Below are 21679 nucleotides of genomic sequence, written 5' to 3'. Positions count from 1 at the left end.
TCAGGCATCCTTTCGGTTGGCCGTGACCAGGAGCCACAGCAGGAACGGGGCGCCGAGCGCGCCGGTGATCACACCCACCGGCAAAACGGTGCCGTCCAGCAGCAGGGGGGCAAGGTTGGCCGCAACGTAGTCGGCCGCGAACACAATGAGGGCACCCACCAGGGCCGACGCCGGGAGGCTGGCCTTTCCGGTGAAACGCCGCGCGACGGGGCCGGACAGGAAGGCGACGAACGAGACCGGCCCGGCTGCCGCCGTCGCCACAGCTGCGAGCGAGACAGCGATGATCACCAGCGCGAGCCGGGTGGCACGTACTTTAATGCCCAGCCCGGCGGCGGCATCGGGGCCGAGCTCCAGGATGCGCAAGGGGCCGGCGATGGCGGCCACGGCGGGGATCAGGACCGCGAGGGAAACGGCCAGAACACCGGCCCGGTGCCAGTTGGCGGAGTTGAGGGATCCGTTGAGCCAGACGAGGGCGTCAGCCGCGGTGCGGATATCGGCGCGGGTCATCAGGAAGTTGATCACGGCCTGGAGCGCCGCTGCGATTCCTACGCCGGCCAGGATGAGCCGGTTCCCGGCGGCATCACCGCGGCCCGCTCCGCGCAGGGTGCCGCCGGTGGAGATCGCGTAGATGATGGCCGCCACGCCAAGCGCGCCGCCCAGGGCTGCCCCGGAAACGGCGGCACCGGAGGCGCCGAACACCACGATGGCCACCACGGCGGCCGCACTGGCACCGTAGCTGATTCCGATAACGTCCGGGCTGGCCAGCGGGTTGCGGAGCATGGTCTGGAACAGGGCGCCGGCCAGGCCAAACGCGAGGCCGACCATGGTGCCGATGACCGCCCGCGGCAGTTTGTTCTCCATCACGATGAAGCTGGCGCCGGGGATCCTCTCACCGCCGGTCAGGTGGGCGATAAGGATTTTGAAGAAGTCCGGGATGGTGACGGTGTAGCTGCCCAGCAGGATGGAGACGGCGAAGAGGACTACGACGGCGGCGGCCAGGACGGCGGTGCGGCTCAAGAGCTGCCCGCCGCGGCGGTGCCCTATCACTTTTGGTCCCTCTGGCCCCTCTTTGGCAGCGTTAAGTGATAGGTCAACGGGGGATTTGGCGAGTGTCACAGCCCGGCCCCTTTGCCGCGGCGGATGAGCCAGACGAAGACGGGCGCGCCGACGAGGGCGGTCATGATGCCGGCGGGCACTTCACCGGGGAGCAGGACTACGCGGCCGATGATGTCCGCGCCGAGGAGCAGCGCCGGCGCCAGGACCAGCGAGAACGGCAGGATCCAGCGGTAATCGGGGCCGGTGAGGAAGCGGACGGCATGCGGAACCACAAGGCCCACAAAGGCGATGGGCCCGGCCAGGGCGGTGGCCGCACCGCACAGCAGGACGATTCCGAGGGCGGTAATGCCGCGGACCAGCCCCACGCGCTGGCCGAGGCCGCGGGCGATGTCATCACCCAGGGCCAGGCTGTTGAGGACCCGTCCTGTCAGCAGCACGATGGCTGCCCCGGCGGCCAGGAACGGGAGCCCGGCCAGCAGCACCGGCCAGTCGCGTCCGGCGATGCCGCCCACCTGCCAGAACCGGAAGCGGTCCAGGGTGTCCTGGCTTGAGACCAGGATGACGTTCATCAGCGAGTACAGGCCGGCATTGAGCGCGGCACCAGCCAGGGCGAGCTTCACCGGCGTGGCACCGTCCCTGCCCAGTGACGCGATGAGGTAAACCACGACGGCGGCTGCTGCGGCACCGAGGAAAGCGAACCAGACGTACCCGGACAGTGAGCCGACGCCAAAGAGGTAGATGCCGGTCACTACTGCCAGGGCGGCGCCGGCATTAACGCCCATGATCCCCGGGTCGGCGAGCGGATTGCGGGCCACGCCCTGCATGGCGGCGCCGGCCAGCCCGAGTGCCCCGCCGGCCAGCAGGCCGAGGGCCGTCCGCGGGATGCGGGCATGGATCACGGCGTGGTCACCGTTGGCAGGATCAAAGGCGGTGAGGGCCTGCCACACCGTCTCCAGGGGAAGCCCCCGGGCCCCGATGGCCAGGGAAGCCCCGGCCAGGAGGGCGAGTACAACGACGGCGGCCAGCAGCCAGGCTGCCCGGCGCCCGCTGGAAGCATCCCTCCGGAAAAGGGCACGCGCTCCCTTTTTCGGCACGGAAGTGCCGGGAATCCGCGGCTGGTGGGCCGCCGTCGTCGTACTCTGCGTCACGGAGCCGGTGCTACTTCGCTGCGTCCGCTGCAGTGGCCAGCTGCGGCAGGAACGTGGCCAGCGCCCAAGGCAGGCTCAACGGGGAGGAGGCGGAGACTGCCAGGACCAGGCTCTTGTCCGCGTCCGCGACGAAGGCACCGTTCTTGACGGCCGGGATCTGGCCGAGCAGGGGATCGTTCTTGATGGCGTCTGCCTCGCTGGCGTCCTCAACCGAGCTAAGGAAGATGTCGGAGTTGAGTTCGTTCGCCTTCTCGGCGGACCACGGCACGAAGAACTCCTTCGAGCCTGCGGACGCCTGCTCGGCAACCGGGGCGAGCTTCATCCCCAGGGAGGTCAGGAATTTCGGCCGGTTGTCATTGGCCGTGTAGATACCCGTCTGGGTCAGGTCCGAGGGAAGGGCGTAGCCGTAGATGAACGTCTTGCCGGCGAGCTGCGGGTACTCCGCGGCTTCTTCCTTGACGGTGGTCTCAGTATCGGAGACCAGCTTGGCTGCTTCGGCATCCTTGCCGAGGGCCTTGCCGATGATGGTGGTGGCGTCCTGCCAGGAGGTACCGTAGGCCAGCTCGGGGTGGGCCACGACGGGGGCAATCTCGCTGAGCTTCTTGTAGTCCTCTTCCGTGAGGCCGGAGTAGGCGGCGAGGATTACGTCCGGGCTGAGCTTGGCGATCTCGGTGAAGTTGATGCCGTCCGCCTCGGAGTACTGCACCGGGGCCTTGCCTGAGCCGAATTCCGCGCCGAGTTCCTTCAGCGCTGCGTCCTTCCAGGGGGTGGAGCCCTGATGGTTGCCGCCCCATTCGTTCTTGGGAACGCCTACGGGCACAACACCGAGGGCAATGGCAACGTCGTCATTGACCCAGGAGACGGTGGCTACGCGGGTTGGCTGCTTCTCAATGATCGTCTTGCCGTAGACGTGGTCAATGGTGACCGGGAACTGCGCGCTGCTGGAGCTCGGTGCGCTGGAATCCGTGCTGGATGTTGCCGGGCCCGTCGAGCAGGCGGAGAGGGTGAGAGCCGCTGCGGCCAGGACGGCCGTGGCCTTGCCGGCTGATTTCAACAGGGTGCGGCGGGTGGTGCTGGGCCCGGGGAAGAGGGGGGAAGTCACGGAACTCCTTAAGTGGCGGAAGCGAACTCAAGTAAGGCTAGCCTACCCTTGGAGAGATTACGCAACGTTTCCGTACCTTATTCCCTTCGTATGACGAAAGACACACTTTTGGCGGCCGAACGGACCTGGACAGGCAAGATGCGGTTCGGCAGGACAACAGCAAGAGGAGCCGCCCCCCGCGGGGAGGTTCCTCTTGCTGCCTCAGCGGTAGGAGAAGCTCATCAGCGCCGACTTCAGCGCCTGGCCTTCAGCACCCCAGTACCACGCTTTCGCCGCCTCATCGCCCGCGAACGGCGGACCGGTGAACAGCACGTCTGCGGTCAAAATGCGGTCGCCGAGCTTGATCGGGCCGTATTGCACCTGCCCGTCGGGCGAGACCGGCGATCCCGCCGTTAGCTCCATGCGGTAAGTAGCAGCCCCAAGAGCGTGATCAACAAAGAACGACGAACTGGGCGTAGGAACCGCAGCCCCGACCAATCCTGGCACCGGGTCCGTCTCGAGTACGAACCTGGAGACATTACCGGCGGTGGCGTCACCGACCTGGCTGTAGTAGATGGCGACCTGCTCGTTGCCGCTGGCATCAAAGACTGCCGCAGTCTCCACCGCAGGGGACGCTGAAACCTGTTCATGCTCCACACGCCACCCCTCCGGGTGGGCAAAGGACAGGCGGCCATCTGCGAAGGTGAAGGTCACCGGCCCGGCAGGAGCGGGAGAAGAGGTGGCGACGGGAATGATTGATGCTGGCGGGCTTGCCTCAGCCCTCTGGGCGGCAGTGCCATTGGAGGAACCGCTGTCACCGGCAGTGCCGTCGGCACAGCCCGTGAGGGTGAGGGCTGCGGCGGCGGTGAGCGCCATGAAGGTGGCGGCGCGATGTGCTGGGCGCATTTGCGGTGCCTTTCAAGGGAAGGCCGTCATTCTCCACGGGCGTCAGATGCAGGACCCAGCGTTCCACAAGTACCCGACCAGGAGGATGAAGGCGAGTGTTTGATGCCGACCAGCATGGCACCAGAACAGCAGCCTTCAACAGCTCTCACGCAATATATCCATCGATTTGCTATAAAGCCCGTCCGCTGATGACAGCTAGCGCAAAACGATGTCCACCGGGTTCGCTTCGGACCGCCACGCGCCCTCTTGCCCCGGCCGCGGCTTGATGACCGGAGCCGTCAGCACGCCCGAGCGGTTGGTGCGCCTGTCCCGCAGGATTTCGGTGACGGAGCCCAGGTGCCGGGACAGGTCGATGACGTTCTCCGGTGCAGCGAGAAGCAGCTGGAATCCGAACTCGTGCAGGGCCTTGATCCCGGCGCCTGCAAACTCCTCGGAAGCCAGCACAAAGGCCTCGTCCATCATCACGGTGCCGTAGGTGGTGAAGCCCTGCTCCGCGATGCCCAGCTGGTAGCTCAGTGCGGCCGCCATGATGAAGGCCGTGAAGCGCTGCCGCTCGCCGCCGGACATGGATCCGGTGTCCGCATGCATAAAGACCTCGGACTTTTTGGCACCACGGGGGCCTGTTGCCTCACGGTGCTCCTTGCACTGGATGAACAGGTGCCCGCGCACATCGAGCACTTCGGCCCGCCAGCGCCTGTCTTCCGGCGCCTGGGAGCCCAGCCGCTTGACCAGGGTTTCCAGGGACTTGTAGCGGGCGGTGAGCTCGGCGTCGTCGTCCCTTTCCACGGTGGCGCCGTCGGTCCGGGCGCTGTCGGTCCGCGCACCGTCCGTCTTTACCGGGCGGCTGTGCCGGGCCTTCAGGGCGTTCTGGATGGCGTCCTTGAACTGCTTGGCCGTGGGCGGCAGGGTTTGCTTGATGTCCAGTTCCAGGAAGCTGCCCTCATGGAAGTTGACCTGTGACAGGATGCCGTTCAGCGGCAGGATGCGGCTGGTGATGGAACGGCGTTCCTCATCCAGCAGGTGCAGCAGCGTGCTGAAGGATTCGTGGGTGCGCTGGTTGAAGAACTGCCGGAATTCGGCTTCCTGGGCGGGCAGCCCGTCGCTGACGATGGCGTGGTAGCGGGTCTCGAACTCACCCGCGGCGCCGATGCTGGTGCCGTGGTCCGCAGAAATAGCGCTGCCCCACTCGCGCACGAACCCCTCGAAGATCCGGGTGAGCCGCTCGGCGGTGGCCTGCCCGCGCGATTCCGCGGTGTGCAGCTCGCCGAGGAGCGCGGTCCGCACCCGGTTGGCGAGGTTGTCCAGCTCGTGCATTTCGCTGACGTCGCCGAAATCGGCAAAGTACGGTTCCAGCGCGACGACTGTAGCGTCCGACGGCGGCACCTGGGCCAGCCGCTCCCGCGCAGCTTCCAGCAGCGAATCAGCCGCTGTCAACTGCCGGTCCAGCGCTTTGTATTCGCTCTGCAGGACGGCAGCCGCCTCGGTGCTGGACTGGTGTTTCTGCCGCACCCCCTCGATGGTGGCGCGGAGCGGCTCCAGGTCAGCCTGCGCGGCCAGGGCGTCCTTCAGCCGCTGCTCGATCCTGGCAAGCTCCTCGGCCGCCACTGCCGCCGAAACCTGCTCCCAGGGGCGATGGTCCTCCGCGATCCGCCGCAGCACGTCAAGCTGCCGGCTCATGCCCTGGTGCGATTCCTCGCGGCTCTGGGCCAGCTCAGCCGCTTTGGCCACCTCCTGGCGCAGGTCCTCCACCTGGCCGGCCACGAGTTCCAGCTTGGCGGCGTTGTCGAACCCGAGGACGTAATCCTGCCGGCTGGTGAACCTGTCGTCCTTTTCCACGGTGTGGCGGTTGCGCTTCACCACGCCGCCCAGGCTGAGGCCACGGTCCAGCCCGGCCAGCTCGTCGGGATCCTCCACGCAGGGGTAGGCGAAGTCGAGCGCGATGCGCTCGCGGATCCATGCCCCGGCTTCGGCGGCGACGCCGGTGGCGAGGATGTCCAGCTTGGTCAGCAGGTCGCCGTCGTGCACGTCCTCAAGGGCCAGCGCACCGCCGGTGAGCGGCCTGGAAACGTCGACGGCCCGCAATGCGCCGCGCACGTTGTGGTCATTGAGGTAGCGGGTCACCGCGGCGAAATGCTCGCCGGGGACCAGCAGGGTGGTGGCGAGGTTCCGGAGCGCCCGCTCGGCGGCGGGACGCCACTTTTCCTCGCCCTCGGCGAGGTCCATCAGTTCCCCGGCGAACGGCATCCGGTCCTCCGGAATGCCGGTGGCGGCGGCGATGGCAGAGCGGTTTTCAATGCTCGACGGCGGCAGCAGGGACTTGCGTGTCTTCAGCGACACGAGCTCCTGCTCAGCCGCGGCCAGCTCCCGCTTCTTCGTGGCGTGGGCGTCGAAGGCTTCAAAGCGGAGCTCCTGCAGGGCCTGGGAGTCATCCTTCAGCTCAGCGGACCGGGCGGCAGCCTGCTCGTGCGCCTGCTCCCAGCCTTCCTCGGTCCATTCAAGCTGCAGGCCGGCGTCGGTCAGCGCCTGGCGCGCAGCTTCCTCCACCTGCTGGCGGAGCTTCAGGCCCACGCGGGCGTTGTCCAGCGACTGCTCGATCGCGGAGATCGCGTTGCCGCCCTGGTTGTTGTAGTCCGTCTCCAGCTGGCGCAATTCCTTGGCCAGGCCGTCCCGGACGGTACGCTCCGCGCCGAGCTCCTTGGCCTTCGCCTGGGCAAGCTCCTTGAAGCGCGCCAGGGTTTTCTGGTGGACAGTGACGGCGAGTTTCTGCTTGTACGCGTCGAACTCCCCGCCGGCGAGGTCCCGCAGCCGGTTGGCGTCCAGCAGCGACTGCGCGTACTCCCGGTTCAGGCCGGGCACCGGGGCCAGCTGGTCACGCTGCTGCCGGACGTCCTCCAGCCGCTGCCTGATGGACATCAGGTTGCTGAACTCCTCCACCACGTCGTCCGCCGCCGCGAGCGTTGCCGGGGCGTCCAGGACCTGATCGCGGAAGAAGGTGTTGACGCTGCCGCCCAGGCCCTTGCCTGCCTGGATGACCCGCAGGAGCGGCAGGGCCTGGTCCGAGTTGATGCCCAGCAGCCGGCGGAAACGCTCCGCGAAGGCCTTATGCACATCAAAGACCTGGGCGTCCGGGAAAATGGTCTCCAGGGCAGCCTTCGTGAACCGTTTGTCCGCGATGCCTTCCAGCGCCTCCAGATCCAGCGGCGCATGGTCGATCAGGTAGAACCGGCCCACGCTCGACTCCGTGCCATTCTTCGGCAGGTCGAACAGCGCCGAAACCGTCACCCTGGTGCCGGCCGCGTTATCAAACGTCAGCGCGACGGCGGACCAGGTGGCACCCGGCCGCTGGAAAGCACTCGCCGAGCCCTCGCCCACGGCCTTGTCGCCCACCTTGCCGCGCATGTACGTAAACGTGGTCCGCTTGTCCTCCACGGCACCGCCCGAACGCTGGGCTGCGGCCTCATTGGACCTTGGCCTCGCGTCGAAGACCCGCAGCATTGCGTCGAACAGCGTCGACTTGCCCACGCCCGAGTTGCCCGTCAGCAGCGTCCCGTTCCGGTCCACGTGCATGGTGTGCGCCCCATGGAACGTGCCCCAGTTGACCACCTGCACCAGGGCAAGGCGCATCTGGCCGGGGTTCGTCAGGTCCCCGATCGGCAGCATGCTCGCGATGCTCATTTGGTTGCCTCCGCTTCGGTGGTCGTGGCTGGGTACGACGACGGTGCTGCCGCCCCCGCCCCTTCGCCGGGCAGCATCCGTCCTGCGGACGATGCCCCCGGCTCCGACAGGCCCGATGCCACTCCCTGGGCGGCAGCACCGTCGTCGTCGTTCTCTTCCTCGCCTTGGGACTCCGTACCTTCCACATCCGCAGCGTCGCCGGTATCGAGGTCTATCAGGGGCTCTGTGCCGGTGGGGTCTGTTGTAGCTGCTGCGAGGGCTTCTATCTGCGCCGGGATGTCCCCGATGTTTTCGAACGGGAGGGCCAGGGGCAAGGCGTTGGAGATGGTGTAGACGTCGTCCAGACCGGTGGGGAGGAGGAGCTGCCGGGCCAGGAGCTTGGTGATGGCCCGGTTGACAACGTCCGAGTCCCGGAGCGCGTCCTGCTGCCCCGCGGGCTGGTAGTGGGCCACCAGGTCGGAGATTTCTTCGCGGGTGATGGTGGGATCTGTCTGCGCGGTGACGTGCCGGTCAAGGAGCAGGCGCATCCTTAGCAGCACGATGGTCTCAACCCGGCTGAGCGCACGCTGCTGCCGAAGGATGCTGGAACGGGTGCTGCCTCCGATGGCGTCCGGATCGACCGGGCGCAGTACGGCGATCTTCCGTTCGTGGTCCAGCTGCATGGTGAGGAACAGTTCGGACAGCCGGCTGCGCAGCATGACCTGGTGATCCAGCAGGACGGTCCAGAGTTTCTCGTCCCGGCCGCCGTCCACGTAAGGGCCCTTGAGAAGTTTCACCAGCGCCTGCCGCACCTTCATAGACAACACACCGGTATCGCCAGGGAAAAGGGCGGCGCCGTCAACGAACGTGTCGCGGGGAGTTATTGAGAAGGAGTCGGGCCTGGTTCCGCTCACCACCTGGGTCACGTCGGGCTCAACCACCGCCTCGGTGACGGGCCCAACCTCCGGGGCGGCCGTCGTCGTCATGTCTTCAGTCATCGTCAATCCTTCGGGAGGGTGACCAGCGGCAGGTAGGCCCTGCGCGTGGTGCCGTCGATCTGTTCGAAGTCCAGGGCGTCCACCGCTTGGGTGTTGAAGGCAGCGCCTTCGTGCAGGGCGTGCGAGAGGAGTGCCCGGATGGTGTTGATGTGCTGTTCCTCCGGCGGCAGCTGCTGCCACGCCTCGGAGAGGGTGGACGCGCCGGCCATGGCGGACCGCACCACCGCGGGCTTGGCTTTGCCGGTCCTCGGCGAGCGCACGCGGTCGGAATCGCTGAAGGCAATGGGGTCGGCCAGTTTGGGAGGCGCCGCGAACTCGTCCGGATCAAAAAGCTTCACCATGGACAGCGACTCGAATCCCGCGTTGAAGAGCACAGGGCCAGGCACCAGGCCGGGGCGTTCCCGTTCGTACGGAAGGGACCGGATGGCCTGCTCCGCTTCCCGCAGGACCTGCCGGAGCCGGACCGACTGGCGGAAGTCGTCGCTTTGGACGTACGTGTTGAGGCTTTCGCTGAGCTTGCCGTAAATCCGCTGGATCTGGCTGTGCTGCTGACGGAGTTCGACCACCAGGTTCTTCAGGGTTTCCCGGTCCTCAGGCGAAAGGTCGTCCGCGAACTGCCGGCTGAGGACTTCGCCGATAGCAGACCGGAACCGCAACTGCTGTTGCGGGTCCTCAAGGAACGCGGCGAAGGAACGGAAGGTCCGGCCTTCCGGGCTCTGGCGGAGCCGCTTGTCAGCTTCCAGGACCTGGGCCATGGTGGCGCCCTTGGTCAGTGACTCCTCGATGATCTGGTTGCGCAGCCCGCCCACCAGCTCCTCGATCCGGTCACGCATCTTCTTGTAATCGGCCGGCAGGCTCGCCGCGAGGTCCAGGATGTTCCCGGCAGCCTCCACGGCTTCGTCGTCATCAAGCAGGCCGTCGAACTCGCCTGTGCTGATGTCCTGGATCAGCTGCTGGCGCTCCTCGATCTCGTCTTCCAGCGCCTCGAGGCGGGCGCTCTGGTCCGGGTTGGTCTCGTTGGCGAGCTTCTCCACGTCGCCAAGCAGCGTGCCCAGGCGGGAACCGTTGAGGGTGGAGCGGTCACTGGAAAGGCTGTCCAGGAACGCGAGCACGCGTGCCGCCGGCTCGGTGACCTCGTACACGATCTGCCCGGACTGGTTCCGCCGCGTCAGGAACTGCCGCCGCGTCCACTCGTCGCCGAAGGTTTTCCCGTTGGCCCCGCCGCCCAGCCCGGGCTCCTGCCGCCGGAGCTCCTCAAGGAAGGAGTCGACGTCGGCATGGAATTCCTCGAGCGGAAGCTGCGGCCGGGTTCGGGTGAAGGATGCCTGCAGCACCGCGATCACCCAGGGTGCGGAGCGCGTAAGGGCCCAGGCAGGTCCTTTGGTGAGGAGCTCGAGGTCCCGGAGCCGGGCGCTGATGGCGTCAGCGGATGACCTGGCGGAGCGGGGCACACACTCTCCTTGGACTGTTTATATGGGCTGGGGCAGGGGCACTGATGGAAAAGTGCCAAGTACAAGGTTAACGCAGGCTCCTGCAACCACCCCGTGACCTACTCGGCCGTAGTATTTCGATCCAATATCAAGAGTCACATCTGCCCCATCTGCCCCTAGCTTGGGCCGCAACCTGCCCCTACGCTCGTGCTTACTGACTTCAGGCCAAGCAACGTCGCAGCAGGGGGATTCATGCAGTTCGATCTAAGCTCGGTGGAAACCGCAACTTTGGTATTCATCGGCACGCTCGTATTCGGCCTTATTTTGGCGGCCTTCGTCCTGGTGGCGGGACTTGTAGCACTGGTGCTGCTGGGCGCCGGAAAGCTCAGCTGGACGGTGGTTTACCTGACGCTCCTGACTGTGGTCCACGGCATCAACGCGGGCTGGGAGCGGCTGGTGCACCACACGGCCGCAATCGACGCCGGCGGGGACTTTCAGGCGCAACCCACCCCTAGCACCGGAACCTACCCGCGGGTAATATTGAGAGACAGCTAAGGGTTCTCCAACCCGGCGGATCCTATGGCTACGAAAGCCATCCGGCCAAGGAGATAACCCATGAGCTCCGCCACTGACAGCTCCTCAAAAACCACCACCAGCACGGCAGCGGACGCCCCCACAGAGGACACCCCGGTACCGGCCGGCAAAATCGGCGCCGGCGTCTCCGCGGATGAGGCACGCGCCGTAGCGGAGGCTGCCCGGGAGTCCGGCTGGGACCGTCCCAGCTTCGCAAAGGGCCTCTACCTCGGCAGTTTCGACCTCAGCCTGGTCCACCCCTGGCCCACCCCCGACCCCGCAGATGTGGAACGGGGCGAGGCCTTTATGGACCGCCTGACGGAATACGCCGGCACCATGGACGGCCGGATCATCGAGCGCGACGCCCGGATCCCTGACGAATACCTCAAAGGCTTGGCGGATCTGGGCGTTTTCGGCATGAAGATTCCGGCCGAATATGGCGGGCTGGGCCTGTCGCTGGTGTACTACGGCCGGGCACTGGCCCTGCTGGGCAGCGTCCACCCAAGCCTCGGCGCCCTCCTATCCGCGCACCAGTCCATCGGGGTGCCCGAACCCGTCAAAGTCTTCGGCACTGCAGGGCAGAAGCAGGAGTTCCTGCCGCGCTGCGCGGCCGGCGCCGTCACCGCATTCCTCCTCACCGAACCTGACGTGGGAAGCGATCCCGCCCGGATGGGCAGTACTGCAACGCCAACGGACGACGGCGGGGCGTACCTCCTGGACGGCGTCAAGCTGTGGACCACCAACGGCGTCATTGCCGAGTTGATGGTGGTGATGGCTGTAGTGCCGGCCCACACCGACGGGGACGGCACCAGGCACAAGGGCGGCATCAGCGCCTTCGTGGTAGACATGGATTCGCCGGGCATCACCGTGGAAAACAGGAACGCCTTTATGGGCCTGCGCGGCATCGAGAACGGGGTGACCCGCTTCCACCAGGTGCGCGTCCCCGCAGCGAACCGGCTGGGCCGGGAGGGCCAGGGCCTCAAGATCGCCCTCACCACGCTGAACACGGGCAGGCTATCCATCCCGGCCCTCTGCGTGGCGTCCGGCCGCTGGAGCCTGAAGATCGCGCGGGAGTGGTCGAACGCCAGGACCCAGTGGGGCCGGCCCGTGGGCGAGCACGAGGCCGTGGGCAAGAAGATCGCCTTCATTGCCGCGTCCGCTTTTGCCCTGGACGCGGTCTTCGAGCTCTCCGCCGAACTGGCCGACGCCGGCCAGAAGGACGTGCGGATTGAAGCCGCCCTCGCCAAACTCTGGGCCACGGAGATCAGCTGCCGGATCGCCGACGAACTGGTGCAGATCCGCGGCGGACGGGGCTTCGAGACGGCCGAATCGCTGGGGGCCCGCGGCGAGCGCGCGGTGCCTGCCGAGCAACAGCTGAGGGATCTCCGCATCAACAGGATCTTTGAGGGTTCATCGGAAATCATGCGGCTGCTCATTGCCCGGGAAGCCGTGGACGCCCACCTGGCCGCCGCGGGAGACCTGGCATCCCTGAACGCGAGCCTGTCCGATAAGGCGAAGGCCGCCGTCGGCGCTTCCGGCTTCTACGCCCGCTGGCTGCCCAAACTGGTGGCCGGGGCGGGCATGGACCCGCGCTCCTACGGTGAGTTCGGGCGGCTGGCCAAGCACCTGCGCTTCGTTGAGCGCTCGTCTCGGCGGCTGGCCCGGCAGACGTTCTATGGCATGGGCCGCTGGCAGGCCAAGCTGGAACGCAAGCAGGCATTCCTTGGCCGCGTGGTGGACATCGGCGCGGAACTGTTCGCCATGACCGCCTGCTGCTCGCGGGCAGAGATGCTGCTCCATACCGCCCCTGAAAAGGCCGCGAGCGCCTACGAGCTTGCCGAGGCCTACTGCGAGCAGGCACGGGTGCGCGTGGAGGAGTACTTTGACCAGCTGTGGCGGAACACGGACGACGCCGACCACCGGCTCACCCGCAAGGTCCTCGCCGGAGATTACACCTGGCTGGAGGCCGGGGTGTTGGACCAGTCTGAAGGCACCGGGCCCTGGATCGCCGACGCCTCCCCTGGCCCGTCCCAGCGGGAAAACCTGCACCGCAACTACCGCTGATTCACGGGTCACAAAATAGTAAGCATCCTTGCTATCTCTGTGGAGCGATGGTTGAGTGGAGCCATGAGCAGCGCAACAAACCCCGAGAACCTGCCTCCGCGCCGAGCCCGCGAGGATACTGACGGCAACGGAAGCTACCGCGCCGCCCCGGCCGGCGACGATTCGACGCGAACCTTTGACCAGGTGCCGGCCACCGACGCGGGAACTACGTCCACCTACGAACAGGTACCGGCGGCCCGGAACGAGCGGGCTACGGCCGCGTACGCCGAGCGGGACTACGTCCCCGCGGCTGCGGCGCCGGCCGTTGATCCGAATCTGACGGACAGGCAGACCGCCGTGGCCCGCGAAAAGGAGCAGTTCGGCGGTATCAAGGTGGGCTCGGCGTTCTTTGGCTGGCTGACTGCCACCGGCATGGCCGTGCTCCTGACGGCCCTCGTGGCCGCGGCCGGGACAGCTGTAGGCCTGGCCACCAATACGGACGTCAATGAGGCGGTAAACCAGGCGGCCTCGAACAGCGGCACCGTTGGCCTGGTGGGCATCATTGTGCTGCTGGTCATCCTGTTCCTCTCCTACTACTGCGGCGGTTACGTGGCAGGACGCATGGCGCGGTTCAACGGAGCCAAGCAGGGCCTCATGGTGTGGATCTGGGCGCTGATCGTTGCGGTCCTCGTCTCCATCCTGGCGCTCGTGGCAGGGCAGCAGTTCAACGTGCTGGCGAACCTCAACAGCTTCCCGCGGATCCCCATCAACGAAGGCCAGCTCAACACCATGAGTATCGTCGCCGCCGTGGTGGTCGCCCTGGTGGCGCTGGTGGGGGCCGTACTCGGCGGGCTTGCCGGCATGCGGTTCCACCGCAAGGTGGACAAAGTGGGCTTCACCCCGCGGGAAGATTACGACGACGAGTAGTCAGGCCAGGATCTTTCCGTCCAAGTAGAACCAGCGGCCGTTTTCCCGCACAAAGCGGCTCACCTCGTGCAGGACGCCGCGGTCACCGCCGTGCCGGTAGTAGGCCTTGAACTCCACCGTGCCCTGGACATCCAGCGGACCCCCGCGGTCCGTGGACACGATGTCCAGGCGCCGCCACTCCATCTCCGGATCCAGGTCCAGGTCCTTCGGGGCTTCCGAAGGGTGCCAGGTCCGCCGCAGGTAACTCTCATCAAGGAGCACGAATGCGCTGTAGCGGGACCGCATCACCTGCTCCGCGGTGGCTGCTTCTGCCGTTCCCGAATGGAACCTGCCACAGCACTTCCGGTACTGCTCACCGGACAGGCACATGCAGTTCCTGCTTCCCAGGTCCTCGGCCATCGGCGCTCCTGCCTTCTTCTCCCGGCCGCACCGCGCGGGCCCGGCATGCCAGTTCGACTATAGGCCCGAGGCCCTTGTCATATCGGATAACAGCTTTGAAACAACCCTGGGCGGCGCCGGGGGTCCGGCGGCGCCGCGCGGTAAAAATCCGTATGGTGGAGAAGGAGTTGTTGCCCTGGCCCCGTGGTGCCGGTGCGGGCTTCGCTGACGGCAGAGAGGAGAGATGACGTGGAACATCCGGATACGCTCATCCTCAACCTGACCTTTTTGGGCACCGTGGGCATGGCATTCCTGATGTTCCTGGTCCTCTTCCTGCTGGGCGTCATCACCCTCGTCCTCGCGGGGATCGGGCGGCTTACCGCCGTCACCCTGATGGCCTTGTTCGGGAGGCGCTTCCGCAGGGGAAACCATCCCCCCTTCCGCTCTGGCAGGCAGGCCACGGCAACGTCCGACGACGGGTCCCCGGCATCCGCGGCACCCGGCCGCCCGCCCCGCGACTGGCGGGCCGCGCTGAAGCCGGCTCGCCTGCGCAAGGCGCTGCGCACCGCCGTCGTGCACCATCCCGCCCTGGCGGCCGCGCGCCGCGAGCCCCCTGTCCTTGCTGAGGATTGGGCCTCAGCCGTTGCAGAGGCGGACGCGCGGGCCATGGCGCGGGCACGTGCCGCCGCCCCCGAAATCAAGCTTTCCGTGCGGGACCTGCCGGACCCCCATGTTCCTGCCGAGAAGGTGGTCGAAATCGCGCCGCTCGTAGAGTCGAAACTCGATGACCCCCGTCACGCACGCGTCGCACGGTCGTTTAAGAAGCAGGAACTTCCCCAGCCGCTGTCGCCGCTGGATACGGGATCGCTTGTTTCCCTGTCCGGCCCGGTACAGGTGCTCAAGGGCAGGGCCACCAACGGCAAACAGCCCTTACCCTGAGCAACCATCTGGGTTAGCGTGAAACCCATGGAATTCAGATACCTCGGAAACAGCGGCTTCAAAGTCTCAGAAATCACTTTCGGCAACTGGCTCACGCACGGCTCCCAGGTGGAGAACGACGTCGCCTCCCAGTGCGTGCGGGCCGCCCTCGATGCCGGCATCAGCACGTTCGACACGGCGGACGTTTACGCCAACACCGCGGCCGAAACTGTCCTCGGCGAAGCCCTGAAGGGCGAGCGCCGCGAGTCCCTGGAGATCTTCACCAAGGTCTTCGGCCCCACCGGCCCCAAGGGCAAAAATGATCTGGGCCTGTCCCGCAAGCACATCATGGAGTCCATCAACGGCTCGCTGCGGAGGCTCCAGACGGATTATGTGGACCTCTACCAGGCCCACCGCTACGACTTCGAAACGCCGCTGGAAGAGACCATGCAGGCGTTCGCTGACATCGTCCGGCAGGGCAAGGCGCTGTACATCGGCGTCAGCGAGTGGACCGCGGAGCAGCTGCGCGAGGGCCACGCGTTGTCCAAGGAACTCGGCTTCCAGCTCATTTCCAACCAGCCGCAGTACTCCATGCTGTGGCGCGTCATCGAAGCAGAGGTTGTGCCGGCGTCCGAGGAGCTGGGCGTCTCGCAGATCGTCTGGTCCCCCATGGCCCAAGGCGTCCTCAGCGGCAAGTACCTGCCCGGCCAGCCGGCTCCCGAAGGCAGCCGCGCCACGGACGAGAAGGGCGGCGCCAAGATGATCCAGCGCTGGATGCGCGACGACGTCCTGGCCGGCGTGCAGGAACTGAAGCCCATCGCGGAGGAAGCCGGCCTCTCCATGCCCCAGCTCGCCGTCGCCTGGGTGCTGCAGAACCCCAACGTGGCCTCTGCAATCATCGGCGCGTCCCGGCCCGAGCAGATCGCCGACAGCGTTGAGGCCGCAGGGGTGACACTGGAACCGGACGTCCTGAAGAAGATCGACGACGCCATCGGGTCCCTGGCCGAGCGCGACCCTGCGCAGACCAAGTCCCCGGCCGGGCGTGAAGCCTAGGATTCCTGGTGACTGACGCCATGGACCTGGCGGACCTCGCTGTCACCGGTTCCACCGGCGGCCTGGGCGGAATGGTGGCACGGCAGCTCGCCGCTGCCGGTTCCGCCCAGCGCCTGCTGGTCCGAGACGCCGGCCGCGCGCCGGAGCTGGAGAACGCCAGGCCCGTAGTGTGCAGTTACGCGGACTCCGCTGCTGCGCGGCAGGCCTTGGAGGGGGTGAGGGTGCTGTTCATGGTGTCCGCCGCCGAAACGGAGGACCGGGTGCAGCAGCATTACGCCTTTGTGGACGCCGCGGCCGACGCGGGGGTGCAGCATGTCGTTTACACGTCCTTCTACGGTGCGGCCCCGGACGCCACCTTCACGCTGGCCCGGGACCATTACGCCACGGAGCAGCGCATCCAGGATTCCGGCATGGACTACACCTTGCTGCGAAACAACTTCTACCTGGACTTCCTGCCGCTCCTTTGCGGCGAAGACGGCGTGATCGGCGGGCCCGCCGGGGAGGGCGTATTTTCCGCAGTGGCGCGCGAGGACATCGCACGCTGTGCCGTAGCAGTGGTGCGGGATCCAGCAATCCACAAGGGCAAGACCTACAACCTCACGGGCCCGGAGGAACTCACCATGGCCGAGGCTGCCCGGATCCTCACCGCAGGAACCGGGCGGACCATCACCTACCACCCGGAAACCACGGAGGAAGCGTACGCATCCCGGGCCTCGTATGGTGCGCCGCCCTGGCAGGTGGACGCGTGGGTGAGTACCTACACCGCCATGGCCGCCGGGGAGATGGCCGGGATCTCCCCGGACATCCACGGGCTGACGGGGCAGGACCCCCTGACCCTGTCCGAGTTCCTGAAGCGGCCGCAGCTGTAGCGGCTGCAGGCGCTACAGCTGCGGCCGCGCGTTGACGCGGGCGTTGACGGGCCGGCGGCGTGGGCGTAAACCTGATGCAACGGGCGCTGCCCCGGGCAGCACCCGAAGCCGCAGGAATCCGAGTGCCAGCAGAATCGCAGCGCCATGACCCAAATCCAGCCAGATCCACAGTCCACCCTTCCCGCTGCGGCCCCGAAACAGCAGGTGTCTGCCCCCGCCGGCCCCGCAGCCGGACCAACCACCGGACCGCTCACTCCGGAGGAACTCCAACTGGGCGCCCGCAACCACTCCATGCCCCTGGAAGCCCTTCGCCGTGATATCACTCCGCCGGGCCTCCACTACGTGCTCACCCATTTCGACATCCCGTTTATCGACAACGGGGCCTGGCACCTGCGGGTCAACGGCGCGGTGGAGCGTGCCCTCGAGCTGAGCATGCCGGCGCTGCGCAGGGACCCCGCCATTACGGTGCCGGTCACGCTGGAGTGCGCGGGCAACGGCCGCTCGCTCCTGAAGCCGCGGCCACTGAGCCAACCGTGGGTGCTTGAAGGAGTGGGCACGGCTGCCTGGACCGGGGTTCCGCTCGCCTATCTCCTCGGGAAGGCGGGGATCCTTCCGCACGCAGTGGAAGTGGTGTTCACCGGCGCTGATGCCGGGATCCAGGGCGGCGTCACCCAGCGGTACGCTCGGAGCCTGCCGATCCGTGAGGCGATGCGTGCCGACATCGTACTTGCTTACAAAATGAACGGCAGCGAACTGCCGCCCCAGCACGGATACCCTCTCCGGCTGGTGGTGCCGGGCTGGTACGGCATGACGAGCGTGAAGTGGCTGGAATCCATCGAAGTGGTCACCGCGCCTTTTGCCGGCTACCAGCAGCAGGTCGCGTACCGCTACCAGGATTCACCGGACGACGCCGGCACACCCGTTTCGCGGATCAGGGTACGTTCGCTGATGGTTCCGCCGGGTATCCCGGACTTCTTCACGCGGACCCGGGTAATACCGCCCGGTCCCGTGATGCTGCAGGGCAGGGCGTGGTCCGGGCACGGGGCCATTACTGCTGTTGAAGTAGGGATCGACGGCACGTGGCTGCCCGCGCAGCTGGAAGAATCGGCGGGCGGGTTCGCGTGGCGCAAGTGGACCCTGCCATGGGTGGCGGATCCGGGCGAACATGAGCTCACGTGCCGTGCCACCGATGCCAGTGGCGCCACCCAGCCCCTGGAGCAGAACTGGAACTACCAGGGGCTGGGCAACAATGTGGTGCAGCGGGTCAGCGTCAGGGTGGAATAGGCCCGGGCCGGTTCTAGGCCCGGGCCGGTTCAGATGGCGACTGCTCGGAGGAGTCCCGCTGGCGGGGCTATACTCGGTGCCAGCCATGACCAGCCTTCCTTCCTCCCCCGCCAGCGTCCGAATTGATGCGTGGCTGTGGGCCATCCGCGCATACAAGACCCGCTCGGCGGCAACCGCCGCCTGCCGTGCAGGGCACGTCCGGCTGAACGGAAGCCCGGCCAAGGCTTCTGCCACGCTCGTCAACGGGGACAGCGTCACCGTCCGGATGTCCGGTTACGAACGGATCCTTGAGGTGCGCCGGCTGATCAACAAGCGCGTGGGCGCGGAGGCCGCTTCCCACTGCTTCACCGACCACACACCGCCGCGTCCGGCAGCCCCCGCACTGGGCCTGCCGCAGCGCGACCGGGGTTCGGGACGGCCCACCAAGAAAGACCGGCGCGAGATGGAACGGCTGCGCGGGGCCTGACGGGCCTGGTTAGTTCTTCACCCGCGCGCGCACCAGGTTCGCGAACGGCAGTTTCCCGTACTCCTCGATAAAGGCTGTGTGGTACTCCGCTTCGGCTTTGCTGAGGGCTTCGGCGGGCAGTTCCATCCAGGCAATTAATAACTGCCCGGCGTCCTTGAGTTGCCAGACCAGGCGCCCATCCCAGTGCCCCGGCGGTTTACCTTGCCCGAAGTCCAGGAACTCCTGGATCTGCCTCCTCAGGCCGCGGTTGCCTTTGCTGCCTGGACCGGCCTTGCCCAGATAAAGGACGACGGCGGCCTCCACCCACGCGGCTGCAAGCTCCGGCTCCTGCAGCGACGGATCCTTCTTCTTAAATACACCTGCGGTGCTCTTCTTCAGGAAGTCCGGCTGGAACCCGTCCGGCCTCAGGACAGCGAAGATGCCCGTTCCCTGCGGGACCCGCATGGCATCGAGGTCTTTGCCGGACCTAAAGCCCGCAAAGCCTTCATCTTTCAGGCCCTTCCTGGTGAACTGCATCCCTACATTGAACAGCATGGGCCCGGGGCGGTTGCTGCTTTATTCACAGCGGCTGGGTTATCCACATAGGGCGCGAGGGTTCGTGCCTATGGCTGGGCCTGCTGGAAGACTTTGTTTATGGAAGCGGATCAGTTATCGGCAGGGGCGGTCCCGGTGGGGAAGCGTGCTGTGCCTTCTGTTGCTGGTGTCCTTGCATTGCTGGCTGCTGTTCCTGTCGCTGAGGACCGCGCCGGAAAGATTGATCAGATGCGGGAATTCGAGGACGTGAAGTCCGCGGTCGCCGCGAAACAGGCCCGGATTGCCGTTCCCTATGACCTTGAGGTGCGGCGGGAACAGGCCGCCGCGGGCGTGCCCGCCGATGAGCTTGGTGCCGGGGTAGGCGCGCAAATCGCCCTGGCCCGGCGAGAGTCCCCGGCACGCGGCGGCAGGCTGCTGGGACTGGGGAAAGCCCTGGTCACCGAGATGCCCCACGCGTTCGCGGCACTTCAGAGCGGGCAGCTGAGCGAGTGGCGGGCCATCCTGATCGTGAAGGAAACCGCCTGCCTGTCCGCCGAAGACCGGGCCGCGGTGGACGAAGAAATCGCCGCGGACACCGGCACCCTGACCGGCTGCGGGGACCGGGCCATCACCGCCGCCGTCCGCACCGCCGCCTACCGGCGCGACCCCCAATCCTTCGCGAAACGGGCTTCCCATGCCGTGGCGGAACGGACCGTCAGCCTGCGCCCGGCACCGGAAACCATGGCCTACCTGACCGCGCTGGTCCCGGTCGCGCAGGGCGTCGCCGCCTACGCTGCCCTGACCCGCCAGGCAGACGCCCTCAAATCTTCCGGCGATGAGCGGTCCAAGGGCCATCATGGCCGACGAACTGATCGAACGCATCACCGGCACCCCGGGCGGCTACACCGGCATCGACCTCCAGCTCGTGATGACCGACCGGACCCTCTTCCAAAGCGACGGCGAACCCGCCCCCCTCGCCGGCTACGGCATCGTTCCAGGTGAATGGGCCAGGAAAGTAGTCACAGGAGAACTGGTGGCTGGCCCAGGATCCACCGGTTTCGTGGCGGCTGGTCCAGCACCAGCAGGGCCGGGATCAGGTGATTCAGCAAACAGCGGCACGGGGGCCGTTGGTTTTGGCGGCCCGGGGACCGCACTCTCGGCAGGAACCGTGGAAAGCAAAGAATTCATAGTCTGGCTGCGCCGGCTCTACACCGCACCAACCAGTGGCGAGCTGGTGGGGATGGACTCCAAGGCCCGGCTCTTCCCGCCTGGGCTCCGCCGGTTTATTCAGGTACGGGATGACACCTGCCGCACCCCGTACTGCGACGCGCCGATCCGCCACCTGGACCACGTCATCCCCTGGCACAACAACGGCCCGACCACCAGCACCAACGGCCAAGGCCTCTGCGAAGCCTGCAACCACACCAAAGAAACACCAGGCTGGGCCGCAAAGCCGGTAACCTGGCCAGGGCAACGGCACACGGTGGAACTCCAAACTCCCACCGGGCACACTTACCGATCAACCGCCCCGCCCCTGCCCGGGGCTCCCTTGCCTGCGGCTGCTAAGCCGGCCTCCCGCCGTCGACGGAGATTACGGCACCGGATGAAAGCGCTCAAACGCGCCCATAAGACGCGATTACCGGTGTGAGCACAACCTCCGCAGCAGAAGGGAGACAACACTTCCCCTGCCCACCCCCTAGGCCGGAAGCGTAGAGTGGCCTAAGACGCCTGATTCTGGACGCCTTGCTGCTGAGGGAGAAATCGTGACGATTGACTGGGACGAAAAGAAAGCCCTGCTACAGGAACCGAACATCGCGAAGGTAACCCAGCTTTGCGACGAACTGATGGAAAAGAAGCCGGGCTCCACCGTTCCCTACATCGACCCGGTGCACGACGAGGATGAATGCCGGATCGTCAGCCTGCAGGTCAGCCCCGGAAAAGGCACCGAATCCGGCTTCGTCTCGCACTACAACGATGACGAAGCCGCCCGCCGCGCCACCCAGATTTACGAGCTCGCTGAGCTCGATTCCCGCTACGTTATGCCTTGGAACGCGTACCCCTGGGTCCGTGATCCGGGGATGCCCTCGGCGCTGAGCGTGCAGGAAAAAACTGATGGCCTGCGGCCCTTCCGCCAGTTCCTCAAGATCAACTCCCGGGTTTCAGCCATCATCGCCCACGGCACGGACGCCTCCACCTTCCTCACCCTGTTCGAGAAGACCTACCATTCGTCGCTGAAGAACAGCGGCATCAAGGTTTACAAGGCCACGGCCCTCGGGGGCCGGGCCTTTGCTGTCTCCGAAGCCAAACAGGAAGAGCTGCTGGCCAAGAACGTGGAAATCTATAAGGACGCCATGCAACGGGCAGGCATCCAGCACCTTTGAT

General features: G+C 66.5%; 18 protein-coding genes and 1 pseudogene. 10 read left to right on the top strand and 9 right to left on the bottom strand.

Annotation, left to right across the window (positions count from 1 at the left end; translation table 11 throughout):
• The 7 genes from QF047_RS22190 to QF047_RS22160 form a co-directional block, all read right to left on the bottom strand.
• Entirely contained in the window at positions 1-1116 is a 1116-nt protein-coding gene (locus tag QF047_RS22190; protein WP_373427788.1) for a FecCD family ABC transporter permease, read from the bottom strand.
• Positions 1113-2150, bottom strand: coding sequence for a FecCD family ABC transporter permease (locus QF047_RS22185; RefSeq protein WP_373427826.1), 1038 nt, complete (start codon positions 2148-2150; stop codon positions 1113-1115). The genes QF047_RS22190 and QF047_RS22185 overlap by 4 nt, the downstream gene beginning before the upstream one ends.
• 64 nt (positions 2151-2214) lie before the next feature.
• Entirely contained in the window at positions 2215-3306 is a 1092-nt protein-coding gene (locus QF047_RS22180) for an iron-siderophore ABC transporter substrate-binding protein (protein ID WP_307281619.1), read from the bottom strand.
• 201 nt (positions 3307-3507) lie between these two features.
• Positions 3508-4191 carry a hypothetical protein gene (locus tag QF047_RS22175; protein WP_307281617.1) on the bottom strand — a complete coding sequence of 228 codons (684 nt, stop codon included), beginning with the start codon at positions 4189-4191 and terminating at the stop codon, positions 3508-3510.
• 195 nt (positions 4192-4386) lie between these two features.
• On the bottom strand, positions 4387-7866 hold the full coding sequence (locus QF047_RS22170) for an ATP-binding protein (RefSeq protein ID WP_307281614.1): 3480 nt from the start codon (positions 7864-7866) through the stop codon (positions 4387-4389).
• A complete protein-coding gene (locus QF047_RS22165; protein WP_307281611.1) occupies positions 7863-8843 on the bottom strand; it encodes a DUF4194 domain-containing protein in 981 nt (326 codons plus the stop codon). The genes QF047_RS22170 and QF047_RS22165 overlap by 4 nt, the downstream gene beginning before the upstream one ends.
• A gap of 2 nt (positions 8844-8845) precedes the next feature.
• Positions 8846-10294, bottom strand: a complete 1449-nt coding sequence (locus QF047_RS22160) for a DUF3375 family protein (protein ID WP_307281608.1) — start codon at positions 10292-10294, stop codon at positions 8846-8848.
• Positions 10295-10525: 231 nt separating this feature from the next.
• On the opposite strand from QF047_RS22160, the gene QF047_RS22155 reads away from it, so the two are divergent.
• The 3 genes from QF047_RS22155 (at position 10526) to QF047_RS22145 (ending at position 13816) form a co-directional block, all read left to right on the top strand.
• Positions 10526-10828, top strand: coding sequence for a hypothetical protein (locus QF047_RS22155; RefSeq protein WP_307281605.1), 303 nt, complete (start codon positions 10526-10528; stop codon positions 10826-10828).
• A gap of 60 nt (positions 10829-10888) precedes the next feature.
• Positions 10889-12910, top strand: coding sequence for an acyl-CoA dehydrogenase family protein (locus tag QF047_RS22150; RefSeq protein ID WP_307281602.1), 2022 nt, complete (start codon positions 10889-10891; stop codon positions 12908-12910).
• 63 nt (positions 12911-12973) lie between these two features.
• Positions 12974-13816 (top strand): TIGR04086 family membrane protein, encoded by an 843-nt coding sequence (locus tag QF047_RS22145; protein WP_307281600.1) that lies wholly within the window; start codon positions 12974-12976, stop codon positions 13814-13816.
• Here QF047_RS22145 and QF047_RS22140 read toward each other — a convergent pair whose 3' ends face one another.
• A complete protein-coding gene (locus QF047_RS22140) occupies positions 13817-14215 on the bottom strand; it encodes a YchJ family protein (protein ID WP_307281599.1) in 399 nt (132 codons plus the stop codon). It abuts the gene before it with no gap.
• A gap of 228 nt (positions 14216-14443) precedes the next feature.
• Here QF047_RS22140 and QF047_RS22135 point away from each other — a divergent pair, with 228 nt between their 5' ends.
• From QF047_RS22135 to QF047_RS22115, 5 genes are all read left to right on the top strand, one after another.
• Positions 14444-15133: a hypothetical protein gene (locus tag QF047_RS22135; RefSeq protein WP_307281597.1), complete on the top strand. Its 690-nt coding sequence runs from the start codon at positions 14444-14446 to the stop codon at positions 15131-15133.
• Between the two features lie 27 nt (positions 15134-15160).
• On the top strand, positions 15161-16165 hold the full coding sequence (locus QF047_RS22130) for an aldo/keto reductase family protein (RefSeq protein WP_307281595.1): 1005 nt from the start codon (positions 15161-15163) through the stop codon (positions 16163-16165).
• Positions 16166-16185: 20 nt separating this feature from the next.
• A complete protein-coding gene (locus QF047_RS22125; protein ID WP_307282124.1) occupies positions 16186-17034 on the top strand; it encodes an SDR family oxidoreductase in 849 nt (282 codons plus the stop codon).
• A 144-nt stretch (positions 17035-17178) separates the two neighbouring features.
• Complete coding sequence (locus tag QF047_RS22120; protein WP_307281593.1) at positions 17179-18318, top strand: sulfite oxidase; 1140 nt, start codon at positions 17179-17181, stop codon at positions 18316-18318.
• Between the two features lie 85 nt (positions 18319-18403).
• On the top strand, positions 18404-18784 hold the full coding sequence (locus QF047_RS22115) for an RNA-binding S4 domain-containing protein (RefSeq protein WP_307281590.1): 381 nt from the start codon (positions 18404-18406) through the stop codon (positions 18782-18784).
• A 9-nt stretch (positions 18785-18793) separates the two neighbouring features.
• Here QF047_RS22115 and QF047_RS22110 read toward each other — a convergent pair whose 3' ends face one another.
• Entirely contained in the window at positions 18794-19300 is a 507-nt protein-coding gene (locus QF047_RS22110) for a hypothetical protein (protein WP_307281588.1), read from the bottom strand.
• Between the two features lie 117 nt (positions 19301-19417).
• On the opposite strand from QF047_RS22110, the pseudogene QF047_RS22105 reads away from it, so the two are divergent.
• A pseudogene (locus QF047_RS22105) lies at positions 19418-20945 on the top strand (HNH endonuclease).
• 115 nt (positions 20946-21060) lie between these two features.
• Positions 21061-21678: a uracil-DNA glycosylase gene (locus tag QF047_RS22100; protein ID WP_306636604.1), complete on the top strand. Its 618-nt coding sequence runs from the start codon at positions 21061-21063 to the stop codon at positions 21676-21678.
• The last annotated feature ends 1 nt before the right edge of the window (position 21679 follow it).

It is taken from the genome of Arthrobacter sp. W4I7 (assembly GCF_030816215.1).
GTDB classification, from domain to species: domain Bacteria; phylum Actinomycetota; class Actinomycetes; order Actinomycetales; family Micrococcaceae; genus Arthrobacter; species Arthrobacter siccitolerans_A.
Note: the sequence above shows the minus strand (reverse complement) of the source record. Positions and strands in the feature narration are given on the sequence as shown.

What these genes read in the sequence shown, in the direction of transcription:
- QF047_RS22140 (WP_307281599.1), bottom strand. Translation starts at nt 14,215, where the DNA reads ATGGCCGAGGACCTGGGAAGCAGGAACTGCATGTGCCTGTCCGGTGAG.
- QF047_RS22115 (WP_307281590.1), top strand. Translation starts at nt 18,404, where the DNA reads ATGACCAGCCTTCCTTCCTCCCCCGCCAGCGTCCGAATTGATGCGTGG.
- QF047_RS22165 (WP_307281611.1), bottom strand. Translation starts at nt 8,843, where the DNA reads ATGACTGAAGACATGACGACGACGGCCGCCCCGGAGGTTGGGCCCGTC.
- QF047_RS22130 (WP_307281595.1), top strand. Translation starts at nt 15,161, where the DNA reads ATGGAATTCAGATACCTCGGAAACAGCGGCTTCAAAGTCTCAGAAATC.
- QF047_RS22125 (WP_307282124.1), top strand. Translation starts at nt 16,186, where the DNA reads ATGGACCTGGCGGACCTCGCTGTCACCGGTTCCACCGGCGGCCTGGGC.
- QF047_RS22170 (WP_307281614.1), bottom strand. Translation starts at nt 7,866, where the DNA reads ATGAGCATCGCGAGCATGCTGCCGATCGGGGACCTGACGAACCCCGGC.
- QF047_RS22145 (WP_307281600.1), top strand. Translation starts at nt 12,974, where the DNA reads ATGAGCAGCGCAACAAACCCCGAGAACCTGCCTCCGCGCCGAGCCCGC.
- QF047_RS22175 (WP_307281617.1), bottom strand. Translation starts at nt 4,191, where the DNA reads ATGCGCCCAGCACATCGCGCCGCCACCTTCATGGCGCTCACCGCCGCC.
- QF047_RS22120 (WP_307281593.1), top strand. Translation starts at nt 17,179, where the DNA reads ATGACCCAAATCCAGCCAGATCCACAGTCCACCCTTCCCGCTGCGGCC.
- QF047_RS22110 (WP_307281588.1), bottom strand. Translation starts at nt 19,300, where the DNA reads ATGCAGTTCACCAGGAAGGGCCTGAAAGATGAAGGCTTTGCGGGCTTT.
- QF047_RS22155 (WP_307281605.1), top strand. Translation starts at nt 10,526, where the DNA reads ATGCAGTTCGATCTAAGCTCGGTGGAAACCGCAACTTTGGTATTCATC.
- QF047_RS22150 (WP_307281602.1), top strand. Translation starts at nt 10,889, where the DNA reads ATGAGCTCCGCCACTGACAGCTCCTCAAAAACCACCACCAGCACGGCA.